This is a genomic window from Arthrobacter sp. 2RAF6 (assembly GCF_052115205.1).
Lineage (GTDB): Bacteria > Actinomycetota > Actinomycetes > Actinomycetales > Micrococcaceae > Arthrobacter.
This window is the reverse complement of the sequence record NZ_JBFRGF010000019.1, coordinates 87,968-105,252: the sequence shown is the minus strand read 5'-3', so window position 1 is coordinate 105,252 and position 17,285 is coordinate 87,968. Positions and strand designations below refer to the sequence as shown.

Here is a 17,285-nt window from a genome sequence, read left to right as displayed (position 1 = left end):
CCGCCGCCGTCGTTAATGCGTAGGTCCCCGACGCGTAACGGATCGGCTCACAATCGCCGGGCACCCGGCGTCGTAACGAGCAATTGGCTCTGGATTAACCGCTTGAAAGTCCGCTACCTGCCGGTAATGTTTGATCCACCATGTTCACCCTGACCATCAACCAACGGGACAGCCGCGGCAACGGAGACCTCGTACCGCAGCTGCTCAAAGACCTGCGCCACATCCCGGCGTGCTTGGACTTTGACCGCTCCGTGGAGGACGAAGTCCAGGGCATCGTGGAATTACCGCATCAGGCCGTGGATTCAGCGCTCATCGCCCTGCGGAGCGGACAGTGGTACGTGGGAATCGGCGTCGGCCCCATCAACGAACCCCTGCCCAAGCAAATCAAAGACGCCTCCGGACACGGCCTGGTCTACGCACGCCGCGCCGTTGACCGCTTGCGGAATGGCAAAGAGCGGGTTCCTGTGGCCGTCGAGGGGCCGCTCGCTGCCCTCGCTGCCGAATCGGAGGCAGTACTGCGGCTCCTGGGGCACATTGTGCAGCATCGGAGCGTCGCTGAGTGGCGCGTCCTGGACCTGCTGACACCGGGCGTACGTGGACAACAGAAAGCCGTGGCCCAGGAACTGGGAATCAGCACCCAAGCCGTGAGTAAGGCCCTGGCCCGCGCCCAATGGGTGGAGGAGCACGCCGCCAGGCCGGCCGCAGCCCGCTTGCTGCAGTTGATCCTCGAGGTTTACTGACGGCGTCGGCACGCCTTCAGCCATATAGTCCTCGACACGCCCATTCCTCCCGGCCTACCTTGAGTCCATGATCTCCAAGCCAAAGCTTGGGCGGCTTCTTCCCGCTCTCAGGCAGGCCGTCACGGGCCACCGACTCCTGTTTGCCGCAAAGACGGCCGTCGCGGCCGGGATGGCTTGGTACCTCGCGCCGCTTATGCCTGGGACAGCCGCCTCCTATCCGTATTACGCGCCCTTGGGCGTCTTGGTCAGCATGCACCCCACCGTTGCGGCTTCCGCCAAGCACGGGCTGCAAAGCCTGCTGGGACTCGGATTAGGCATTGCCATGGCCTTCGCAGTGACCACTGTCACCACCCCGAACGCACTGGCGGTGGCCGTCGTCGTCGGCCTGGGCGTGGCTATCGGCGGCCTGCCAAGGCTTGGAAGCGCCTCCGAATGGGTTCCGATGGCGGCGTTGTTCGTATTGGTCCTGGGTTACTCGAATGCGCAGGGATTCTCTTTCGCGTACGTCCTCCAAATGGCTATGGGGGTCGCGGTCGGTTTCGCGGTGAACTGGCTGGTCTTCCCTCCCCTGCATCTTGAAGGCATCGATCCCGCCATCGACGGACACCAACGGGCACTGTCCAGGCAACTCAGGGACATGGCCAGCGCCATGACGGAATCCTGGCCGCCGAACCATGAGGATTGGGCAAGCCGAAGCGGCGAGCTCGCACGCACCGCGACCGCGGTGCGGACGGCCGTCCAGGCGGCGAAGTTGAGTGCCAAAGCGAACCCGCGGTCTCGACGTCGAGCCAGGCGCCTGCCGGGTGACCTCGCCGGTTTGCGCACGGTGGAACGGCTCACCTTTCACGTCCAGGACGTCACTGACGTCCTGGCGAGCGTCATCTGGGAAGAGGACGCGGGAACGGTCATTCCGGAGGGTGTCCCGCCAAATTTGGCTGAGGCGCTGGAAGACGTTGCGGAAATGATCCGGCAATGGAGGCATGGGGACGCCGAGGATTTCAAGAATGCCCTGGACGAGGCCCGGGATAGCGTGGCAACACTAAGTGAAACCGTCACGGAGGCGGCCGCCGGCCAAGCGCCCGTGAACGCCACCGCGTCGGTTGCCATGAGCCTGCGCCGTATGATCACCGTGGTCTCCGACGCCTGAGCTGCCGTGAGCGTCCGCCGGCTGGCCCCGCCCGGCGGGGCTAGTACACCAGCCGACGCAGGATGAGGGCCGCGCCGTCGTCGTACACCGAAGCTGTGACCTCATCCGCGACGGCGATGACTTCCTCAGGTGCCTGGCCCATAGCGACACCGCACCCGGCCCAGCTGAGCATCTCGATGTCATTGCGGCCGTCCCCCACAGCAACCGTGTGGCGGGGGTGGGTGCCGAGCCGCTGGCGCAACTGCTCCAAGGCGCTGGCCTTGGTGACCCCGGCGGCGGCGATATCCAGCCAGGCCGTCCAGCCCACTGAATAGGTGACCCCGGACAGCCCGATCTTGCGGATGGCTGTGGAAAATTCTTCGGCCGTGTTCTCGCTGCTGAACACCACGACACGCACCGCAGTGGCATCGAGCATGGTCTGGAAGTCGACGCCGATTGCCTCGACGCCGAAGCTGGCGTCCTGGAACCGCTCTGTCGAGAGGAAGTTCCCGTCCTCGTCCTCGAGCGCGTACTTGGCAGACGGAAGCTGCTCGCGAAGAGCCATCAGCGCCGGGGCGGGATCAAAAGTGGCCTTGTGAATGATCTCGTAGCCCGCGTCCAGCCGGGGGTCGAGCTGCAACGTGACGCCACCGTTGCAGCACACGGCATAACCGCGTTCCAGTCCGATCTGCTCAATGATGGGCAAGGTGGCGTTCAACGAGCGGCCGGTGGCGATCAGGACGTCGTGGCCGTGGGCGACGACTGCCCTTGCGGCGTCGCGGACACTTGGCGACATGTGGCCATCGTGATCCACGAGGGTTCCGTCGACGTCCAACGCGATCATGAGTTTGTGATTCAAATTCCGCTGGTCATCGATGCCAGCCACTGAGCTACCAGTCAAAATAGTCATGCCTCCAGTGAAGCAGACCTCACCGACACCAGCTAGGACGCAGGACACAGCAACTGATTAACACGCGGTGAATACTCCCATGTTTGTCCACAGTGTGAATGTTAACTTGAGGCCCTGGCGCGAGGCCGCACTCCGGCACGCAGGAGCTTCTGCCGGAGACGGCCTGGCTGCTCCAGATCCGTCCAGTTCCACCTGACCATGGTGAACCCCAAGGCACGGATGCTGTCCTCACGTAGCTTCTCCCGATAAACGACCTCGTCCGCACTCCAATCCCCCCGAGTGTCCTCGTCCGCGTACTTTTGCTTGCCATCGAATTCGCCCGCGATCGATTGCTCCGGCCACCAGAAATCGGTTCTGGCAATGAACTGGCCGTTGTCAACAATCGTGTGCTGTTGGAGCGGTTGCTCAAAGCCCAGCAGTTCGATGACAGCCCTGCTGAACGACTCGCCGGCTGATTCGGCCTTCGTGCGGGCCAAGCTCGCGATGCGGAGTGCCCGGTGCTTGGTGGCATCAGCCACAATCCCGTCCAGTGCCAAGGCGATCCCAGGGTGTTCGACCAAGCAGGCATCCTGCCCTAGCAGACCTTGTTCCCACAGCATTCGTGCGATTCCGTCAGCCACAACCAGCGCGCGGCTGAAGGACGAGGTACACATGACATCGATGGCCGTCTGCACCGGACTTGTGCACGAAAACTGGCCGGAAACCACGGCCTGCGCGTCGCGGCGAAGAACGTAGCGCATGGGATGGTTGCCTGCATTCCGGGCTCTTTCGGCAAGCGCGCTGTTTCCGTGGACCACAAACGTTGCTGGCCGCCGTCCGGTGATCCGCTCCGAGGAAGTGGCCAGATCGACGAACTCCGGGGGGCGAAGTGTCGGGACGCCGAGCACGACAGCTGCGGACTCACCGCAAAAGACGGGCCGGTCGAATGCCAGACCCACCGCCGCTGCAGACCACTCGAACCTCTGGGCAGGCGTCGCTTCCACCCAGGTGGAAGTTTTCACGTAGTACCCGCGCCTTAACCGGACGAGGCGTCCTGCCCTGAACGGCCGGTGAATCACAGCCGTGGAGCCGGTGAGAGCCAGCCGCTCGGCGGAGACAATGAGCTGCGGAGGGATGTCCATGGAATTACTATCCATGGATCGTTCCGCGGCGTCAGCCGTGCTTTGGCTCTATGTGGACAAGCGAGGCTGTGGAGGACCAGTCCGCTACAAAGGGCTACAGAACGGGCAGGACCTCAAGTCCGCCAATGTACTTCTGGAGTGCCTTGGGGACGTTGACCGAGCCGTCCGGGTTCTGGTGATGCTCCAGGATGGCCACGATCCAGCGGGTGGTGGCCAGCGTACCGTTCAGGGTGGCGACGGCGCGGGTGCCCTTCGCTACGCCGTCCTCATTGACCGCACGCTCGCGGATGTTGAGCCGACGGGCCTGGAAGGTGGTGCAGTTGGACGTCGAGGTGAGCTCGCGGTACGCGTTCTGGGTGGGGACCCAGGCTTCGCAGTCGAACTTCCGGGCGGCGGACATGCCGAGATCGCCCGCCGCAGTGTCGATCACGCGGTACGGGAGCTCGACCTTGGCCAGCATTTCCTCTTCCCAAGCCAGGAGGCGCTCGTGCTCGGCAGCGGCCTCTTCAACCGTGGTGTAGATGAACATCTCCACCTTGTTGAACTGGTGGACGCGGATGATGCCGCGGGTGTCCTTGCCGTGTGAACCTGCTTCGCGGCGGTAGCAGGAACTCTGCCCTGCGTAGCGGATCGGCCCGGCGGAAAGATCCAGGATCTCGTCCGCGTGGTAGCCGGCGAGGGCCACTTCCGAGGTTCCCACGAGGTAAAGGTCGTCTTCGGCGAGACGGTAGATCTCGGCGTCGTGCTTTACATCGAAACCGGTGCCCTGCATGGTCTCCGGACGCACCAAAGTGGGGGTGATCATCGGCACGAAGCCGGCCTCGATGGCTTGGTCCATGGCCATCTGCAGCAATGCCATCTCCAGGCGGGCACCGACGCCGCGGAGGAAGTAGAAGCGCGCACCGGACACCTTGGCGCCGCGTTCCATGTCGATCGCGCCGATGAGTTCGCCGATTTCCAGGTGGTCCCGTGGCTCGAAATCAGGGAATTCGCGTGGTGTGCCGACCGTCTTGACCACTACGAAGTCGTCCTCGCCACCCTCGGGCACGCCGTCCACAATCAGGTTGGGGATGACACGGAGCAGCTCTTCCTGCTTGGCCTGGGCGGCGTCGGCTTCGGCGGAGGCAGCCTTGACCGAGTTGGCCAGTTCCTTGACCTCGGCCAGCAGCGCCTGCTTTTCCTCGCCCTTGGCCTGTGCCACCTTCTTGCCGAAGACGTTCTGTTCCGCACGGAGGTTCTCGTAGCGGATCAGTGCCGCGCGGCGGTCTGCATCGGCGGAGATGATCGCGTCCACCACGGACTCGTCGGCGCCGCGGGCGCGCTGGCTGGCACGGAACTTGTCCGGGTTTTCGCTGAGGTCTTTTACGTCGATCACCAGACAAGAGTATCGAATGAGCGCGCTGCTCCGCGGCCAGTGCCCCACGGCGGCAGGCACCCCTGCCGCCGTGCGCGGCCGCACCTGCAGCGGGATAGGGTTGAAGCACCATGAGCAACTGGATCCTGTACGTGATTCTGGCTGGGGGCGTGGTCTTCGCCGTCTCCAGTTGGTGGGGCGTGCGCCGACTCAGGGCCAGGCATACCCGCAGCGCTGTGCGCGAAGACGCACACAAGCCCGAAGCCGGCTTGCAAAGGGTGGCCGTGATCCTCAACCCGGTGAAGGCGAAGGCCGATGACGCGCGGAGGATCATCCGGGAAGCCTGCCATCTTGCGGGCTGGGACGAACCCCGTTTCTTCGACACCACCGCGGAGGACCCAGGCCATTCGCAGACCAAGGCGGCACTCGCGTATAAGCCCGACGTCGTACTCGTGGGCGGCGGCGACGGTACGGTGCGCGTGGTGGCAGAGACCCTCGCACACACCGACGTCGCGATGGGCTTGATTCCCCTGGGAACCGGAAACCTGCTGGCGCGAAACGTGAATCTGGATGTCAACGATCTCCGCGGCAACGTCCACACAGCGCTCTTCGGCCACCAGCGCTACATCGACACCGCCCGAATGGCGATCCACAACGAGCGGACAGGCGTCTCTTCCGAGCATGCTTTCCTGGTGATCGCCGGCATGGGCCTGGATGCCGAGGTTGTGGGCGATACCAACGACGGCCTCAAGAAGGCGGTCGGCTGGCTGGCCTACACCGAGGCGGGCGTCCGCCACCTGCCCGGCCGGCGCAAAAGGGTCACCATTGCCATGGACGACGCGCCCGAGCAATCCCGGAAAATCCGAAGCGTCTTGTTCGCCAACTGCGGCCTGATTCCAGGCGGCATCGACTTCATCCCCGGGGCGATGATCGACGACGGCGTCCTGGACGTTGTGGTCATGAGCCCGCGCAGCGCCATCGGCTGGATCGCGGTGTACGCCAAGATCTTGTTCAAGCACAACCGGAACCTGCCGGTCATGAATTACTACCGTTCGGGCAAGGTGGTCATCAGCAGCAGCGAACCGATGGCCACGCAACTTGACGGTGATCCCTCGGGCGAAGCCACAAAAGTCACAGTCAAGGTGGAGCCGCGTTCCCTCCTCGTGCGCGTGCAATAAGCCGTGCGCGCGAAATAGCGGCACGCGCTATTTGGCGTTCTTCGCCGCTTCAGTTGCTTTGTGTTCTGCCAATGCTTTGGCGGCCGCGCGCGCTTCAGATTGCTCGCGAATCATGGCCTGTTCTTCCTCAAAGCGCAGCCGATCAGCCCGGTCGGCGTCGTCGCCGTCCCAGTCCTGGTTGTCCGCCTTGGGCTTGGGGTTGACGATCATTCCCTGGCCGCTGGTGTCATTGCTATTTCCTGACATGGCCCGCTCCCTCCGTTAGGGGCATGCGTCCATCAATTGTGGATCAAGCAAGCATACGCACAGTTTTATCCCCGCGATAGGGGTTGAAGAGTCAATTATCCAACGCTTTGCGAAGCGGATTCGGGCCGGTCAAGCGCCCGGTTCCCCACCCAGAATGCCCCGAACCCAGGCATGCGCGGATGCGAACGCGGCGTCGGAAGTATGCGGCGCAACCAAGGCCTTCTGCTCGTCCGCTCGTGCATAGGACCCCAGGAAGCGGGTGGCCGGGCTGATCCGGTGCAGGCCCGCCAGGGCATCGGCTACCCGGGCGTCCGAGGCATGGCCGTCGGCGTCGATACTGAAGAAGTAGTGCCCCAGATACTGGCCGGTGGGCCGGGATTCGATGCGGCTGAGGTTGACTCCGCGGGTGGCAAACTGGTCCAGGATTTCCATCAGGGCGCCGGGGCGGTCTTCGGGAAGGGGCACGACGACGCTCGTCTTGTCCGCGCCTGTGCGTTCAGTCAGTGCACCGGGACGGCTGACCAGGACGAAGCGGGTAACTGCGCCGGGGTTGTCGCCGATGTTCTCTGCAAGGATATCCAAGCCCGGCCGCTCGGCCGCGACAAGGGGGGCGCAGATGGCGGCGTCATAGTGCGCCTCGCCTTCAAGAAGCCCGACGGCCGCTGCCGCCGTGGAGGAGCCCGGCACGTATTCCGCATTCGGGATATTTTCGTCGACCCACAGCCGGCACTGGGCCCAGGCATGGCCATGGGTGGATATCCGGCGGATGTCCGAGATCTTAACGCCGGGCCGGGCAACCAGCACGAACGTGATGGGAACGAGGGCTTCACGGATGATCCGTAGTTCGGTTCCGGTGGCAATAGCATCCAGGGTGGCGGTCACACCGCCTTCCACCGAGTTCTCGATCGGCACCATGGCCGCATCCGCCTCGCCTTGGCGAACCCTCTCCAAAGCCGTGTTCACGTTGGTGCAAGGCACCCTGTTGGCATCGGCCGCGCCGGGGACCTGCAGGAGGGCAGCCTCGGTGAAGGTGCCTTCCGGACCCAGGAAGGTGTAGGTGAGCGCGGATGCGGACATTGAATATTCCTTAGGTGTTATACGTGACTAGAGGACAACCGGCTTGAGGCCGTTCTCCGAAACCATCGGGCGGCCGGACTCGAACCACATGTCCATGCCTCCTGCGATGTTGGTGGCGGTGTAGCCCTGCCCCACCAGCCACTGAACTGCCCGATAGGACCGCCCACCCGTACGACAGATGACATAAAGGTCATCGTCGGGGTCAAGTTCGTCAAGCCGGGCCGGGATCTGGTCAAGGGGAATATGCAATGCACCCTCGGCGTGGCCCGCTACCCATTCGTAATCCTCCCGGACATCCAAGATTTTCGCGTCCGCCGGAACGTCGCCGACAGGCACGGTCTCGAAATCGCTCACGTGAGTCCCTTCCAGTTGATTCAGATCTCCAATCAAGCCTACCGTTGCAGGGACCGCGACCACACAAGGCAGGAGGCACCATGGCTGCTGGCGAGCCCACAATCCTGGCAACCTCCGGCGGCTATAAGTCCGGCCATCGCAGCAGGATGGAGTTCGACCTCCTGGTTCACCACGCCGTCGAACTCTCAGGGGTGAGCGGACGCGCGCCGCGAGTGGCGCATATTGGCACGGCCTCCGGAGACCAGCGTTGGTTCGCCGCGGAATTGGACCAAGCCGCACGGGTTTCGGGATTCGATTTCAGCCACCTCAACCTTTTCACGATGCCCAATTACGGCGATCCAGAGGCCTACCTTTTGGAACAGGACGTGGTGTGGGTCAACGGCGGCTCCGTGGTCAATCTTCTGGCCGTATGGCGTGCGCACGGGCTCGATGGCATTTTGAGCCGCGTCTGGGAACAGGGTGTGGTGCTGGCCGGAGTGTCCGCGGGCTCTATTTGTTGGTTCCAGGGCGGCACCACGGATTCCTATGGCCCTGAATTGCGCGCAGTGACCAACGGGCTGGGCTTCCTCCCCTACGCCAACGGTGTCCACTATGACTCCGAACCGGGCCGCCGCCCGCTGGTCCACCGGTTGGTGGCAGAGGGCGTGCTTGGCGAAACGCACTGCACCGACGACGGCGTCGGGCTGGTTTACCGAGGCACGGAGCTCGTTGACGTGGTTGCCGAAGTCAAGGGCAAGGCTGCTTATCGCGTCACCGCGGCACCCGGCGATTCGGCCGACGCCGTTGCCGTCGCCGTGGAGGAGCGCTTGGAGTCCCGCTTCCTTGGCTGACATCCACGACCTCGGCGCGGTCGAATTGCGCAAGGCCCTGGCCACGGGTCAGCTCTCCGCAACTGAGGTGGCGGAACACTTCCTCGCGAGGATCGGACGGCTGAACCATACGCTGGGCGCCTTTGTCACGGTCACGGCGGAGCAGGCCGTGCTCGACGCCCGGGCCGCCGACGCAGCGTACGTTCGCCGGCGCAGCGGCGGCCCGGAGCTTCCCCTCCTGCACGGCGTGCCGCTGGCTTTCAAGGACCTCACCGATGTTGCGGGAGTCGTGACCACTCACGGCAGTGGAGCCCTCGACCGTAAGCCCGCCCCGGAAGACGGAGCCCTTGCCGCAACGCTTAAAGGCGCGGGTGCCATCTCACTGGGCAAGACTCAGGTTCCGGAATTCGGACTCACGGCCTACAGCGAAAACCGCATCGCACCGCCGTCGCGCAATCCACACGCATTGAGCCGCAGTTCCGGCGGGTCTTCGGGAGGGAGCGCTGCCGCGGTTGCCGCGGGCCTGGTTCCCTTCGCGCCCGGGAGCGACGGCGGCGGGTCAATACGTATTCCAGCTGCTGCATGTGGCCTGCTGGGGCTGAAGCCGGGCCGGGGCTTGGTGCCGGCCGGGGAAAGCGTCGGGGACGCGGCACGCCTCGTGGTGGCCGGGCCCTTGGCGCGCTCCGCAGCCGACGCCGCGCTCATGATGGATGCCCTCGTCCCGCAGGGAATCCGGCCGGAGCGGGGCTACCTCGCGGGTCTCGAGGAAGCGCCCGTTGCCTTGCGCATCGGCGCGAGCCTGGACAGCCCGTGGTCCACCGCCTTCCCCTTCGCCCCGGAGCGGGAGGCCCTGGATGCCCTCGCCAAGGGCATCGAACTGCTGACGGAAGCGGGCCATTCAGTGCTCGACGCCGAGATCCGCTACGACAATCGCTATCCGGAAGCGTTCACCACCGCATGGACCGCCGGCGTCGGGAGCGCCCGTATCCTGCCCCAGCGCGAAGCCTTGCTGACCCCGCTGACCCGGACCTTCCGGCGTCGGGCGCAACAGCGGAGCGCGGGCAAGGTCAACGAAGCGCTCGGCTTCCTGCGGCAGTTCACCCACGACACCGTCGCCCAGTACGCACAGTGGGACCTCGTCCTGACGCCGTCGCTGGCACAGACGCCCCGGCCCGTGGGCTGGTTCACCGGGACAATGCCCGGAGGCGGGCAGTGGCCGGGCCCCGATTGGCCCGGCGACGCGGACGACGACTACCGAAAGCAATGCGAGTTTGCGCCCTGGTCCTCCATGGTGAACGTGTGCGGACTGCCGGCCATCACAGTGCCGGTTCATTGGACCGGTCCAACGCCTGGAACGGGGTTTCCGATGGGCATCCAGCTCATCGGAAGCCCGGGATCCGAGCTTCTGCTCCTGCGGCTCGCGAGGCAGCTTGAGCGGCAGCAAGAACGGGCGTTCCACCCCGCCGAATAGTTGCCCTAGGCATCTAAATGATGTGACAACACGCTCAGTCAATGTCACCATGGATTAGATGAGCACAACTCTAGACACGCGGACGCCCGCCAAAAACGTGGGCGATTCGTCATTTTTCGGCCACCCAAAGATGCTGGCCAGCCTCTTCTCCGTAGAAATGTGGGAACGATTCTCCTTCTACGGCATGCAGGGCATCCTGCTTTACTACATGTACTTCACCGCGGACCACGGCGGACTCTCGATCGACAAATCGCTCGCCGCCGGACTGGTTGGCGCGTACGGCGGAGGTGTATACCTCTCCACGATCCTGGGCGCATGGTTGGCGGACCGGCTTTTCGGCTCCGAACGGGTACTTTTCGGTTCCGCCATCATGATCATGGCCGGCCACATCGCACTTGCCCTCCTGCCCGGGATCCCGGGCCTGGTGGCGGGCTTGGTGCTGGTGGGCATCGGATCCGGTGGCCTCAAGGCGAACGCAACAGCGCTGGTCGGCACCCTCTATGGGGAGAAGGACGAACGCCGTGACGCCGGCTTCTCGATCTTCTACATGGGTATCAACCTCGGCGCCCTCATTGGACCGCTCGTCACCGGCTGGCTACAGGAAAGCAACGGCTTCCACTGGGGCTTCGGCGCAGCCGCAATCGGCATGGCGATCGGCCTCGTCATCTACGCACTGGGCCGAAACAAGCTCCCCGAAGAAGCCCACCGCATCCCGAACCCCCTTCCCTCCGCACAGCGGAGCCGTTACGGGCTCATCTTCTTCGGCATCGCCGTCGTGATCGCAGTGCTGCTCATGACCGGTGTGGTGAACCCCGGCAACCTGGCCCGCAGCATGGCTTACGCAGCGATAGTCGCCTCGCTGATCTATTTCACGCTGATCTTCAGGAGCAAGAAGGTCACGCCGTTTGAGCGCAAGCGTGTTGTCGCGTTCATTCCGCTGTACATCGCGTCGGCAGCGTTCTGGGCACTCTTCCAGCAGCAGTTCACGTTCATTGCTGTGTACTCGGAGGAAAAACTGGACCGCAACCTCTTCGGCTGGGAAATGCCGGCAGCCTGGGTACAGTCCATCAACCCTGTATTCATCATCGTCTTCGCAGGCGTCATGGCTGCCCTGTGGACAAAACTTGGTCCGAAGCAGCCGGGATCCCCCATCAAGTTCGCTGCCGGACTCTTCGTCATGGGCCTGGCATTCCTGGCCTTCATCCCCCTGACCGGGGCAGGAAAGACCCCGCTGCTGGTGCTTGTGGGAATCCTGTTCCTCTTCACCTTGGCCGAGTTGTTCCTGTCCCCCATCGGCCTGTCCGTGAGCACCAAGCTGGCCCCCAAGGCCTTCCACACCCAGATGGTGGCCCTTTTCTTCCTCTCGGTATCTCTCGGCACCGCGCTGGCCGGAATCCTGGCCGGACTGTACAACCCTGACAACGAACGTGCGTCTGGTGGGTTTCCCRCCAGACGCACCGGCCGCCGTCGTTGTTGTTAGTAGTTGTAGTTGTAACGCGAAGCGGTGGCGGCAAAAATCGCGATAAAGACCCAGAATATGATCACGCCAACAATTCCGAGGTACCCCATTACAAGGCCCGCAATGGCCATGCCTTTGCCGGCCGGTTCCTTCCTGAGGGCCATGTGGCCGAGGATCACGGCGGCAATTTGGGGCAGGACGAAGAAGCCAAGGCCCACGAAGACAGCGATCCCGCAGCACATACTCGCGATACTCAGGCCCTTGGGCTCGACGGGCATGCCATAGTAAGCGGGCTGGCCGTAAGGGCTGGCTGGCTGCCCGTATGCAGGCGGCCCTTGGGGAGGTTGCCCATACGTCGAAGCAGGCTGTCCATAGGGGCTGGCCGACTGCTGTCCGTAGGCGGGCTGGCCGAATTGAGCCGGACCGCCCTGGGGCTGGCCGTACGGTTCCTGCGGCTGCTGCGAAGGCGGCTGCTGCGCCTGGGGCTGGCCGTAGGGGCCAGAGGCCGCCGGCGAGGCAAACGGCTGCTCGCCGTACGGGTTTTCGCCGGGTTGGGGTGCGGGCCGAATGTACGACGGCGGTTCGTCGCCCTTGGGCGGTTCGTCGCCCTCCGGAGCGTTCTCGGGTTTAGCTGGCTGGTCGGTCATGGAAAATCCCCCTTGCGAGTCTTTGTGCCCAGCCTACCGCCGAGCGAAGGCGCACATAAGCTCCGGAGCCCCAGCTCCCCAACCCCATGCCGCACTCCGGTAAACGGGCAGTGAATCTTCCTCGGTCGAGCGGAAATACGAAGTCACAGGCACCGCAATAGTGGGTTTTCTCTTCATGCGCACCGGACGGTCTGGCATGCTGGGTCAATGGCTAGCCGTGCGGGCACTGTTGCCCTTCCCCAGGACCTTGTAGACATCACCGCTCTTCTTGACGCGTACTACGACGTAACGCCGGATCTGAATGATCCCGCGCAACGCGTTGCCTTCGGCACCTCCGGGCATCGGGGGTCGAGCCTCAAGGCCTCATTCAATGAAGGGCATATCCTCGCCATTACGCAGGCGATTGTGGAATACCGTGCAGGGCAGGGCATTACCGGCCCTCTCTTCCTGGCCAAGGACACCCACGGACTCAGCGAACCAGCGCAGAATTCCGCCCTTGAAGTGCTCGCTGCCAACGGCGTCAACGTGCTGATCGACGCGCGGCACGGCTACACACCCACCCCTGCCCTGAGCCACGCAATCCTGAAGTACAACAACGAAGCCGGCCCCGGCCAGCCCCAGGCGGACGGCATCGTGGTCACCCCGAGCCACAATCCTCCCGCCGACGGCGGTTTCAAGTACAACCCCCCGCACGGCGGCCCTGCCGACACGGACGCCACCGGCTGGATCGCCAACCGCGCCAACGAGCTTCTGGAAAACGGGCTGCGCGGCGTCAAGCGGATTCCGTTGAACGACGCCCTCAAAGCGGATGGCACGGGCAAATTCGATTTCCTGAGCAGCTACGTGGACGACCTCCCATCCGTCCTGGACCTCGATGCGATCCGTACCGCCGGCGTGCGCATCGGCGCGGACCCCATGGGCGGCGCGTCCGTGGACTACTGGGGTGAAATCGGCGAGCGTCACCAGCTCGACCTGACCGTGGTCAACCCCACCGTGGACCCGCAATGGGCATTCATGACCCTCGACTGGGATGAGAAGATCCGCATGGACTGCTCCTCGCCGTCGGCCATGGCCTCACTCATCAGGCGCATGTCCGACAGTGCTTCGGCCGGCACCGGTGCCTTCGACGTCGCTACGGGGAACGACGCCGACGCCGACCGCCACGGCATCGTCACGCCCTTTGTTGATGGGCAAGGCGGCTTGATGAACCCCAACCACTACCTCGCCGTCGCGATCGACTACCTGTACCGCAACCGCACAGGCTGGAACCCGGAGTCCGTGGTCGGCAAGACCCTCGTGTCCTCGTCCATCATTGACCGGGTAGCTGCCGGACTGGGCCGCAAGCTCGTAGAAGTTCCCGTGGGCTTCAAGTGGTTCGTCCCCGGCCTGCTCTCCGGCGAGGGTGCCTTCGGTGGCGAAGAATCGGCGGGCGCCTCGTTCAACAAGCGCGATGGAAGCGTCTGGACCACCGACAAGGACGGCATCCTGTTGGCCCTCCTGGCGTCGGAGATCACGGCGGTCACCGGCAAGTCGCCGTCCCAGCTGTACAAGGGCCTCACGGACCAGTTCGGCGCGCCAGTCTATGCCAGGATCGACGCCGCTGCCACGCGTGAGCAGAAGGCCAAGCTCGGCAAACTCTCCGCTGCGGATGTCACGGCCACCACGCTGGCGGGAGAGGAAATCACCGCCAAGCTGACCGAGGCTCCCGGCAACGGCGCCTCAATAGGCGGCCTCAAGGTTGTCACGGAGAACGCCTGGTTCGCGGCCCGCCCGTCGGGAACCGAGGACGTCTACAAGATCTACGCCGAGTCTTTCAAGGGTGCCGACCACCTCAAGCAGGTCCAGGAAGAGGCCAAGGCGCTCGTGGACGGCGTGATCTCCTAGCCCCTAGCTAGTTCGACTCCGCCGGGAGGCGCCACAGCTTGAGGATTCGGCGAATGGTGTGGTTGCCTTCCGGCGCCATGTCCACCAGCGCGATCTGGTCGAGCACGACGGCGTCACCCGGCCTGGGGCGCTTGCCGTCGTGATGCGAAATATGCGGGCGGTAGTGCTCCATGACGTAACGCGGGGTAGCCACGCGCCCTCCGACGCTTGCCACGGCGTCGAACAACTCCTCGTGCAGACCCTGCAAAATGGGATGGTGTTCCACAAGGCTGACCGGAATGGACCCCTGGTGACCGAATCCGGCGTCGGGCCCTACCGTGAGAGCCGCCCCTAAGGCGCCCATCGCGGGCGCCGCAACAAGCTCCGTGAGGCGCGCGGCGACGTCGTCACCATCGGAGGGCTCGACGTCGAACCTCAAAAGGGTGATGTGCAGCGGCCAGTCACTACGCGGGAAGACCAGCCCGTCGGCCACGGCTTCGACAAAGGCCACCAGAATCAGGTTCCGCATAAGGAAATTTTGCCACTGCGGCGCCCCTCCCACAGCGACGCCTGCCCACGGTGCTGAGCGAGCGTCTGCGGAAAGGGCCTCAAAGGTGAGCTAGCGTCAGGCGAGGAAAACGCCCGCTCACATATGCCGCCTTTCGTACCGACGCCCGCTCACATATGCCGCCTTAAGCGCGAACGCCCGCTCACAAGTGAGCGGGCGTCGGCGAAAAGGACGTCAAAGTGACCGAGGGTTAGACAGTCCGGACGACGTCCTCGTAGGCGAACTTCGGCTTGGCTTCGCCGAAAGCGTCCGGACCAGGCTGGCCGATGTTGACCACGAGGAAGCTCTTCTGGTCACCGGCCGGGAAGAATTCGGCGTCGATCGCAGCGAAGTCGGCACCGGTCATCGGGCCGGCAGCGAAGCCGAGGGAGCGGACGGCGAGGATGAAGTAGCCGGCCTGCAGGTGGGCGTTGTTGTTGCCCGTGGTTGCAGTGAACTCGGGGTTGGCGTCGTACATGGCCTTCGGGGCGGAGTAGACCGGGAGGAACTTGTCCCACTGCTCGTGCCAAGCGGTGTCGTAGGAAAGCACGGCGACCAACGGAGCAGAAGCGGTCTTGGCTTTGTTACCCGGGGAGAGGGTCTCGACGAGCTTGGCCCGGGCCTCGTCCGAACGGACGTAGGTGACGCGCAACGGCTGGGAGTTGAACGCCGTCGGGCCGAACTTTGTCAGTTCGTAGATCGCCTGTGCCTGCTCCTCCGAGACCTCCCCGGCAAAGGAGTTGGCAGTGCGGGCTTCGGCAAAAATGGCGTCGACTGCTGCGGCGTCAATGACTGCTTCTTCGTGGGCGATCGTCATTCGCGTACCTTTCGCTGTGCCCGCAGCCATGGACGGCCGGGCGTTTATGCTTTCCATGGTTGCAACTTCAACTTCCCCGCGCCTCTTCCCGTGAAGCCGCGTGACGTTCCACACAGCGGAATCAGCAGGCCGTCCGGGCGGTAAGGTTGCACCCGGACAATCACAACTTTCAGGGAAGGCTCCCGTAGATGAGCATGCTCGGAACCAAATGGAAGCTGCACGGCAACGGCAAGACGATCCGGCCGGGACACGTGGTGGCACCCGAGGAACGGCTGGCGTGGCCGTTGACCATCGGCGTCGGCATGCAGCACGTCGTCGCGATGTTCGGAGCTACCTTCCTGGTGCCCATCATCACGGGCATGCCGCCGGCCACCACACTGCTCTTTTCCGGCATCGGCACCCTGTTGTTCCTGGTCATCACCAAGGGCCGCGTACCCAGCTACCTTGGTTCGAGCTTTGCCTTCATCGCCCCCATCCTGGCGTCCCAGCAGCAGTTCGGTGTTCCCGGCGCGCTGGGCGGAGTGGTGCTCGCCGGCGTCGTACTGGCTCTTGTCGGCGCAGTGGTGCAGAAGTTCGGTGCTGAGTGGATCAACCGGACCATGCCGCCGATCGTCACGGGCGCAATCGTCGCCCTGATCGGCCTGAACTTGGCGCCGGCCGCAAAAGCGAACTTCGACAAGGCCCCGGTCACCGCCCTCGTGACGCTGGTGACGATCATCCTGGTGAGCGTCCTCTTCCGCGGCATTCTGGGTCGCTTGAGCATCCTGGTGGGCGTCGTGGTGGGCTACTTCACCGCCATGACGCGCGGCGAAGTGGACTACTCCAAGATGGACTCGGCCTCGTGGATTGGCCTGCCGCACTTCCAGACTCCGGAATTCCACCTCGGCGTCGTGGGCTTGTTCGTGCCGGTTGTCTTGGTGCTCGTGGCCGAAAACGTGGGGCACGTGAAGTCCGTGGCCGCGATGACTGGACGGAACCTCGACGACGTCTCCGGCCGCGCGTTGATGGCCGACGGCGTCGCGACGGTCCTCGCCGGATTCGGCGGCGGCTCCGGCACCACCACCTACGCCGAGAACATCGGCGTCATGGCAGCCACAAAGGTCTACTCGACGGCGGCCTACTGGGTTGCCGGGACCTTCGCCATCCTCCTGAGTTTCTCGCCCAAGTTCGGCGAACTGATCGCCACAGTTCCCGCCGGCGTGCTGGGGGGTGCAGCAACCATGCTCTACGGGATGATCGGCGTCCTGGGCGTAAAGATCTGGGTGCAGAACAAGGTCAACTTCTCCAACCCCATCAACCTGACCACGGCCGCCGTCGCGTTGATTATCGGGATCGCGGATTACACGTGGACCATCGGCGAACTGAAGTTCACGGGCATCGCACTGGGCTCGGCCGCTGCCTTGGCGGTCTACCACGGCATGAAGGGCCTGGCCCGTTGGCGCGGAACGGTTGCCGAGCCGGAGATGGAGACGGCAGGGCTGCCGCCGGCGGCGAAGGCAGCGATGAACGCGGCGGCAAAGAGGAACGGGAAGAAGAAGTAGGGGCCCGTTCCAGGGCAATTCATGT

At 64.2% G+C, this 17,285-nt stretch carries 17 protein-coding genes; 8 read left to right on the top strand and 9 right to left on the bottom strand.

Annotated features, from left to right (window positions below):
• Positions 1–140 precede the first annotated feature (140 nt).
• Both AB4Z38_RS14765 and AB4Z38_RS14760 read left to right on the top strand, forming a co-directional pair.
• Positions 141–740, top strand: coding sequence for a hypothetical protein (locus AB4Z38_RS14765; RefSeq protein ID WP_441430401.1), 600 nt, complete (start codon positions 141–143; stop codon positions 738–740).
• Positions 741–807: 67 nt separating this feature from the next.
• A complete protein-coding gene (locus AB4Z38_RS14760; RefSeq protein ID WP_441430400.1) occupies positions 808–1,887 on the top strand; it encodes an FUSC family protein in 1,080 nt (359 codons plus the stop codon).
• 40 nt (positions 1,888–1,927) lie between these two features.
• On the opposite strand, the gene AB4Z38_RS14755 is transcribed toward AB4Z38_RS14760, so the two are convergent.
• The 3 genes from AB4Z38_RS14755 to serS form a co-directional block, all read right to left on the bottom strand.
• Complete coding sequence (locus tag AB4Z38_RS14755) at positions 1,928–2,776, bottom strand: HAD family hydrolase (RefSeq protein WP_441430399.1); 849 nt, start codon at positions 2,774–2,776, stop codon at positions 1,928–1,930.
• A gap of 101 nt (positions 2,777–2,877) precedes the next feature.
• Positions 2,878–3,912 carry a hypothetical protein gene (locus tag AB4Z38_RS14750; protein WP_441430398.1) on the bottom strand — a complete coding sequence of 345 codons (1,035 nt, stop codon included), beginning with the start codon at positions 3,910–3,912 and terminating at the stop codon, positions 2,878–2,880.
• Positions 3,913–3,991: 79 nt separating this feature from the next.
• Positions 3,992–5,272 carry a serine--tRNA ligase gene (gene serS / locus AB4Z38_RS14745; protein ID WP_441430397.1) on the bottom strand — a complete coding sequence of 427 codons (1,281 nt, stop codon included), beginning with the start codon at positions 5,270–5,272 and terminating at the stop codon, positions 3,992–3,994.
• 110 nt (positions 5,273–5,382) lie between these two features.
• On the opposite strand from serS, the gene AB4Z38_RS14740 reads away from it, so the two are divergent.
• A complete protein-coding gene (locus tag AB4Z38_RS14740; RefSeq protein ID WP_441430396.1) occupies positions 5,383–6,429 on the top strand; it encodes a diacylglycerol/lipid kinase family protein in 1,047 nt (348 codons plus the stop codon).
• A gap of 27 nt (positions 6,430–6,456) precedes the next feature.
• Here AB4Z38_RS14740 and AB4Z38_RS14735 read toward each other — a convergent pair whose 3' ends face one another.
• The 3 genes from AB4Z38_RS14735 to AB4Z38_RS14725 all read right to left on the bottom strand — a co-directional run bounded on the left by AB4Z38_RS14735 (position 6,457) and on the right by AB4Z38_RS14725 (position 8,106).
• Positions 6,457–6,675 (bottom strand): hypothetical protein, encoded by a 219-nt coding sequence (locus AB4Z38_RS14735; RefSeq protein WP_078107002.1) that lies wholly within the window; start codon positions 6,673–6,675, stop codon positions 6,457–6,459.
• A gap of 129 nt (positions 6,676–6,804) precedes the next feature.
• The gene (gene pheA, locus AB4Z38_RS14730) at positions 6,805–7,752 is read right to left on the bottom strand and encodes a prephenate dehydratase (RefSeq protein WP_441430395.1); all 948 of its coding nucleotides are present in this window, start codon (positions 7,750–7,752) and stop codon (positions 6,805–6,807) included.
• A 27-nt stretch (positions 7,753–7,779) separates the two neighbouring features.
• Complete coding sequence (locus tag AB4Z38_RS14725; RefSeq protein ID WP_234754882.1) at positions 7,780–8,106, bottom strand: rhodanese-like domain-containing protein; 327 nt, start codon at positions 8,104–8,106, stop codon at positions 7,780–7,782.
• 80 nt (positions 8,107–8,186) lie between these two features.
• Between AB4Z38_RS14725 and AB4Z38_RS14720 the strand changes: the two genes are divergently transcribed.
• From AB4Z38_RS14720 to AB4Z38_RS14710, 3 genes are read left to right on the top strand one after another with little or no spacing between them, the layout of a single operon-like run.
• Positions 8,187–8,936, top strand: a complete 750-nt coding sequence (locus tag AB4Z38_RS14720; protein ID WP_441430394.1) for a Type 1 glutamine amidotransferase-like domain-containing protein — start codon at positions 8,187–8,189, stop codon at positions 8,934–8,936.
• Positions 8,929–10,386: an amidase gene (locus AB4Z38_RS14715; RefSeq protein WP_441430393.1), complete on the top strand. Its 1,458-nt coding sequence runs from the start codon at positions 8,929–8,931 to the stop codon at positions 10,384–10,386. Before AB4Z38_RS14720 ends, AB4Z38_RS14715 begins: the two co-directional genes overlap by 8 nt.
• A 58-nt stretch (positions 10,387–10,444) precedes the next feature.
• Complete coding sequence (locus AB4Z38_RS14710) at positions 10,445–11,866, top strand: peptide MFS transporter (RefSeq protein ID WP_441430392.1); 1,422 nt, start codon at positions 10,445–10,447, stop codon at positions 11,864–11,866.
• Here AB4Z38_RS14710 and AB4Z38_RS14705 read toward each other — a convergent pair.
• Positions 11,863–12,492 (bottom strand): DUF4190 domain-containing protein, encoded by a 630-nt coding sequence (locus AB4Z38_RS14705; RefSeq protein ID WP_441430391.1) that lies wholly within the window; start codon positions 12,490–12,492, stop codon positions 11,863–11,865. The genes AB4Z38_RS14710 and AB4Z38_RS14705 overlap by 4 nt on opposite strands.
• Positions 12,493–12,699: 207 nt before the next feature.
• Between AB4Z38_RS14705 and pgm the strand changes: the two genes are divergently transcribed.
• On the top strand, positions 12,700–14,376 hold the full coding sequence (pgm, locus tag AB4Z38_RS14700) for a phosphoglucomutase (alpha-D-glucose-1,6-bisphosphate-dependent) (protein ID WP_441430390.1): 1,677 nt from the start codon (positions 12,700–12,702) through the stop codon (positions 14,374–14,376).
• Positions 14,377–14,383: 7 nt separating this feature from the next.
• Here pgm and AB4Z38_RS14695 read toward each other — a convergent pair whose 3' ends face one another.
• Together AB4Z38_RS14695 and AB4Z38_RS14690 are read right to left on the bottom strand one after the other, a co-directional pair.
• Positions 14,384–14,884, bottom strand: a complete 501-nt coding sequence (locus tag AB4Z38_RS14695) for a 2'-5' RNA ligase family protein (RefSeq protein ID WP_441430389.1) — start codon at positions 14,882–14,884, stop codon at positions 14,384–14,386.
• Between the two features lie 229 nt (positions 14,885–15,113).
• Positions 15,114–15,719, bottom strand: a complete 606-nt coding sequence (locus AB4Z38_RS14690; protein ID WP_078107055.1) for a malonic semialdehyde reductase — start codon at positions 15,717–15,719, stop codon at positions 15,114–15,116.
• Positions 15,720–15,907: 188 nt separating this feature from the next.
• Here AB4Z38_RS14690 and AB4Z38_RS14685 point away from each other — a divergent pair, with 188 nt between their 5' ends.
• The gene (locus AB4Z38_RS14685; protein ID WP_441430388.1) at positions 15,908–17,260 is read left to right on the top strand and encodes a uracil-xanthine permease family protein; all 1,353 of its coding nucleotides are present in this window, start codon (positions 15,908–15,910) and stop codon (positions 17,258–17,260) included.
• The last annotated feature ends 25 nt before the right edge of the window (positions 17,261–17,285 follow it).

Coding starts and splice junctions, on each gene's coding strand:
- AB4Z38_RS14765 (WP_441430401.1), top strand. CDS start 141: ATGTTCACCCTGACCATCAACCAACGGGACAGCCGCGGCAACGGAGAC.
- AB4Z38_RS14760 (WP_441430400.1), top strand. CDS start 808: ATGATCTCCAAGCCAAAGCTTGGGCGGCTTCTTCCCGCTCTCAGGCAG.
- AB4Z38_RS14755 (WP_441430399.1), bottom strand. CDS start 2,776: ATGACTATTTTGACTGGTAGCTCAGTGGCTGGCATCGATGACCAGCGG.
- AB4Z38_RS14750 (WP_441430398.1), bottom strand. CDS start 3,912: ATGGATAGTAATTCCATGGACATCCCTCCGCAGCTCATTGTCTCCGCC.
- AB4Z38_RS14740 (WP_441430396.1), top strand. CDS start 5,383: ATGAGCAACTGGATCCTGTACGTGATTCTGGCTGGGGGCGTGGTCTTC.
- AB4Z38_RS14735 (WP_078107002.1), bottom strand. CDS start 6,675: ATGTCAGGAAATAGCAATGACACCAGCGGCCAGGGAATGATCGTCAAC.
- pheA (WP_441430395.1), bottom strand. CDS start 7,752: ATGTCCGCATCCGCGCTCACCTACACCTTCCTGGGTCCGGAAGGCACC.
- AB4Z38_RS14720 (WP_441430394.1), top strand. CDS start 8,187: ATGGCTGCTGGCGAGCCCACAATCCTGGCAACCTCCGGCGGCTATAAG.
- AB4Z38_RS14705 (WP_441430391.1), bottom strand. CDS start 12,492: ATGACCGACCAGCCAGCTAAACCCGAGAACGCTCCGGAGGGCGACGAA.
- pgm (WP_441430390.1), top strand. CDS start 12,700: ATGGCTAGCCGTGCGGGCACTGTTGCCCTTCCCCAGGACCTTGTAGAC.
- AB4Z38_RS14695 (WP_441430389.1), bottom strand. CDS start 14,884: ATGCGGAACCTGATTCTGGTGGCCTTTGTCGAAGCCGTGGCCGACGGG.
- AB4Z38_RS14690 (WP_078107055.1), bottom strand. CDS start 15,719: ATGACGATCGCCCACGAAGAAGCAGTCATTGACGCCGCAGCAGTCGAC.
- AB4Z38_RS14685 (WP_441430388.1), top strand. CDS start 15,908: ATGAGCATGCTCGGAACCAAATGGAAGCTGCACGGCAACGGCAAGACG.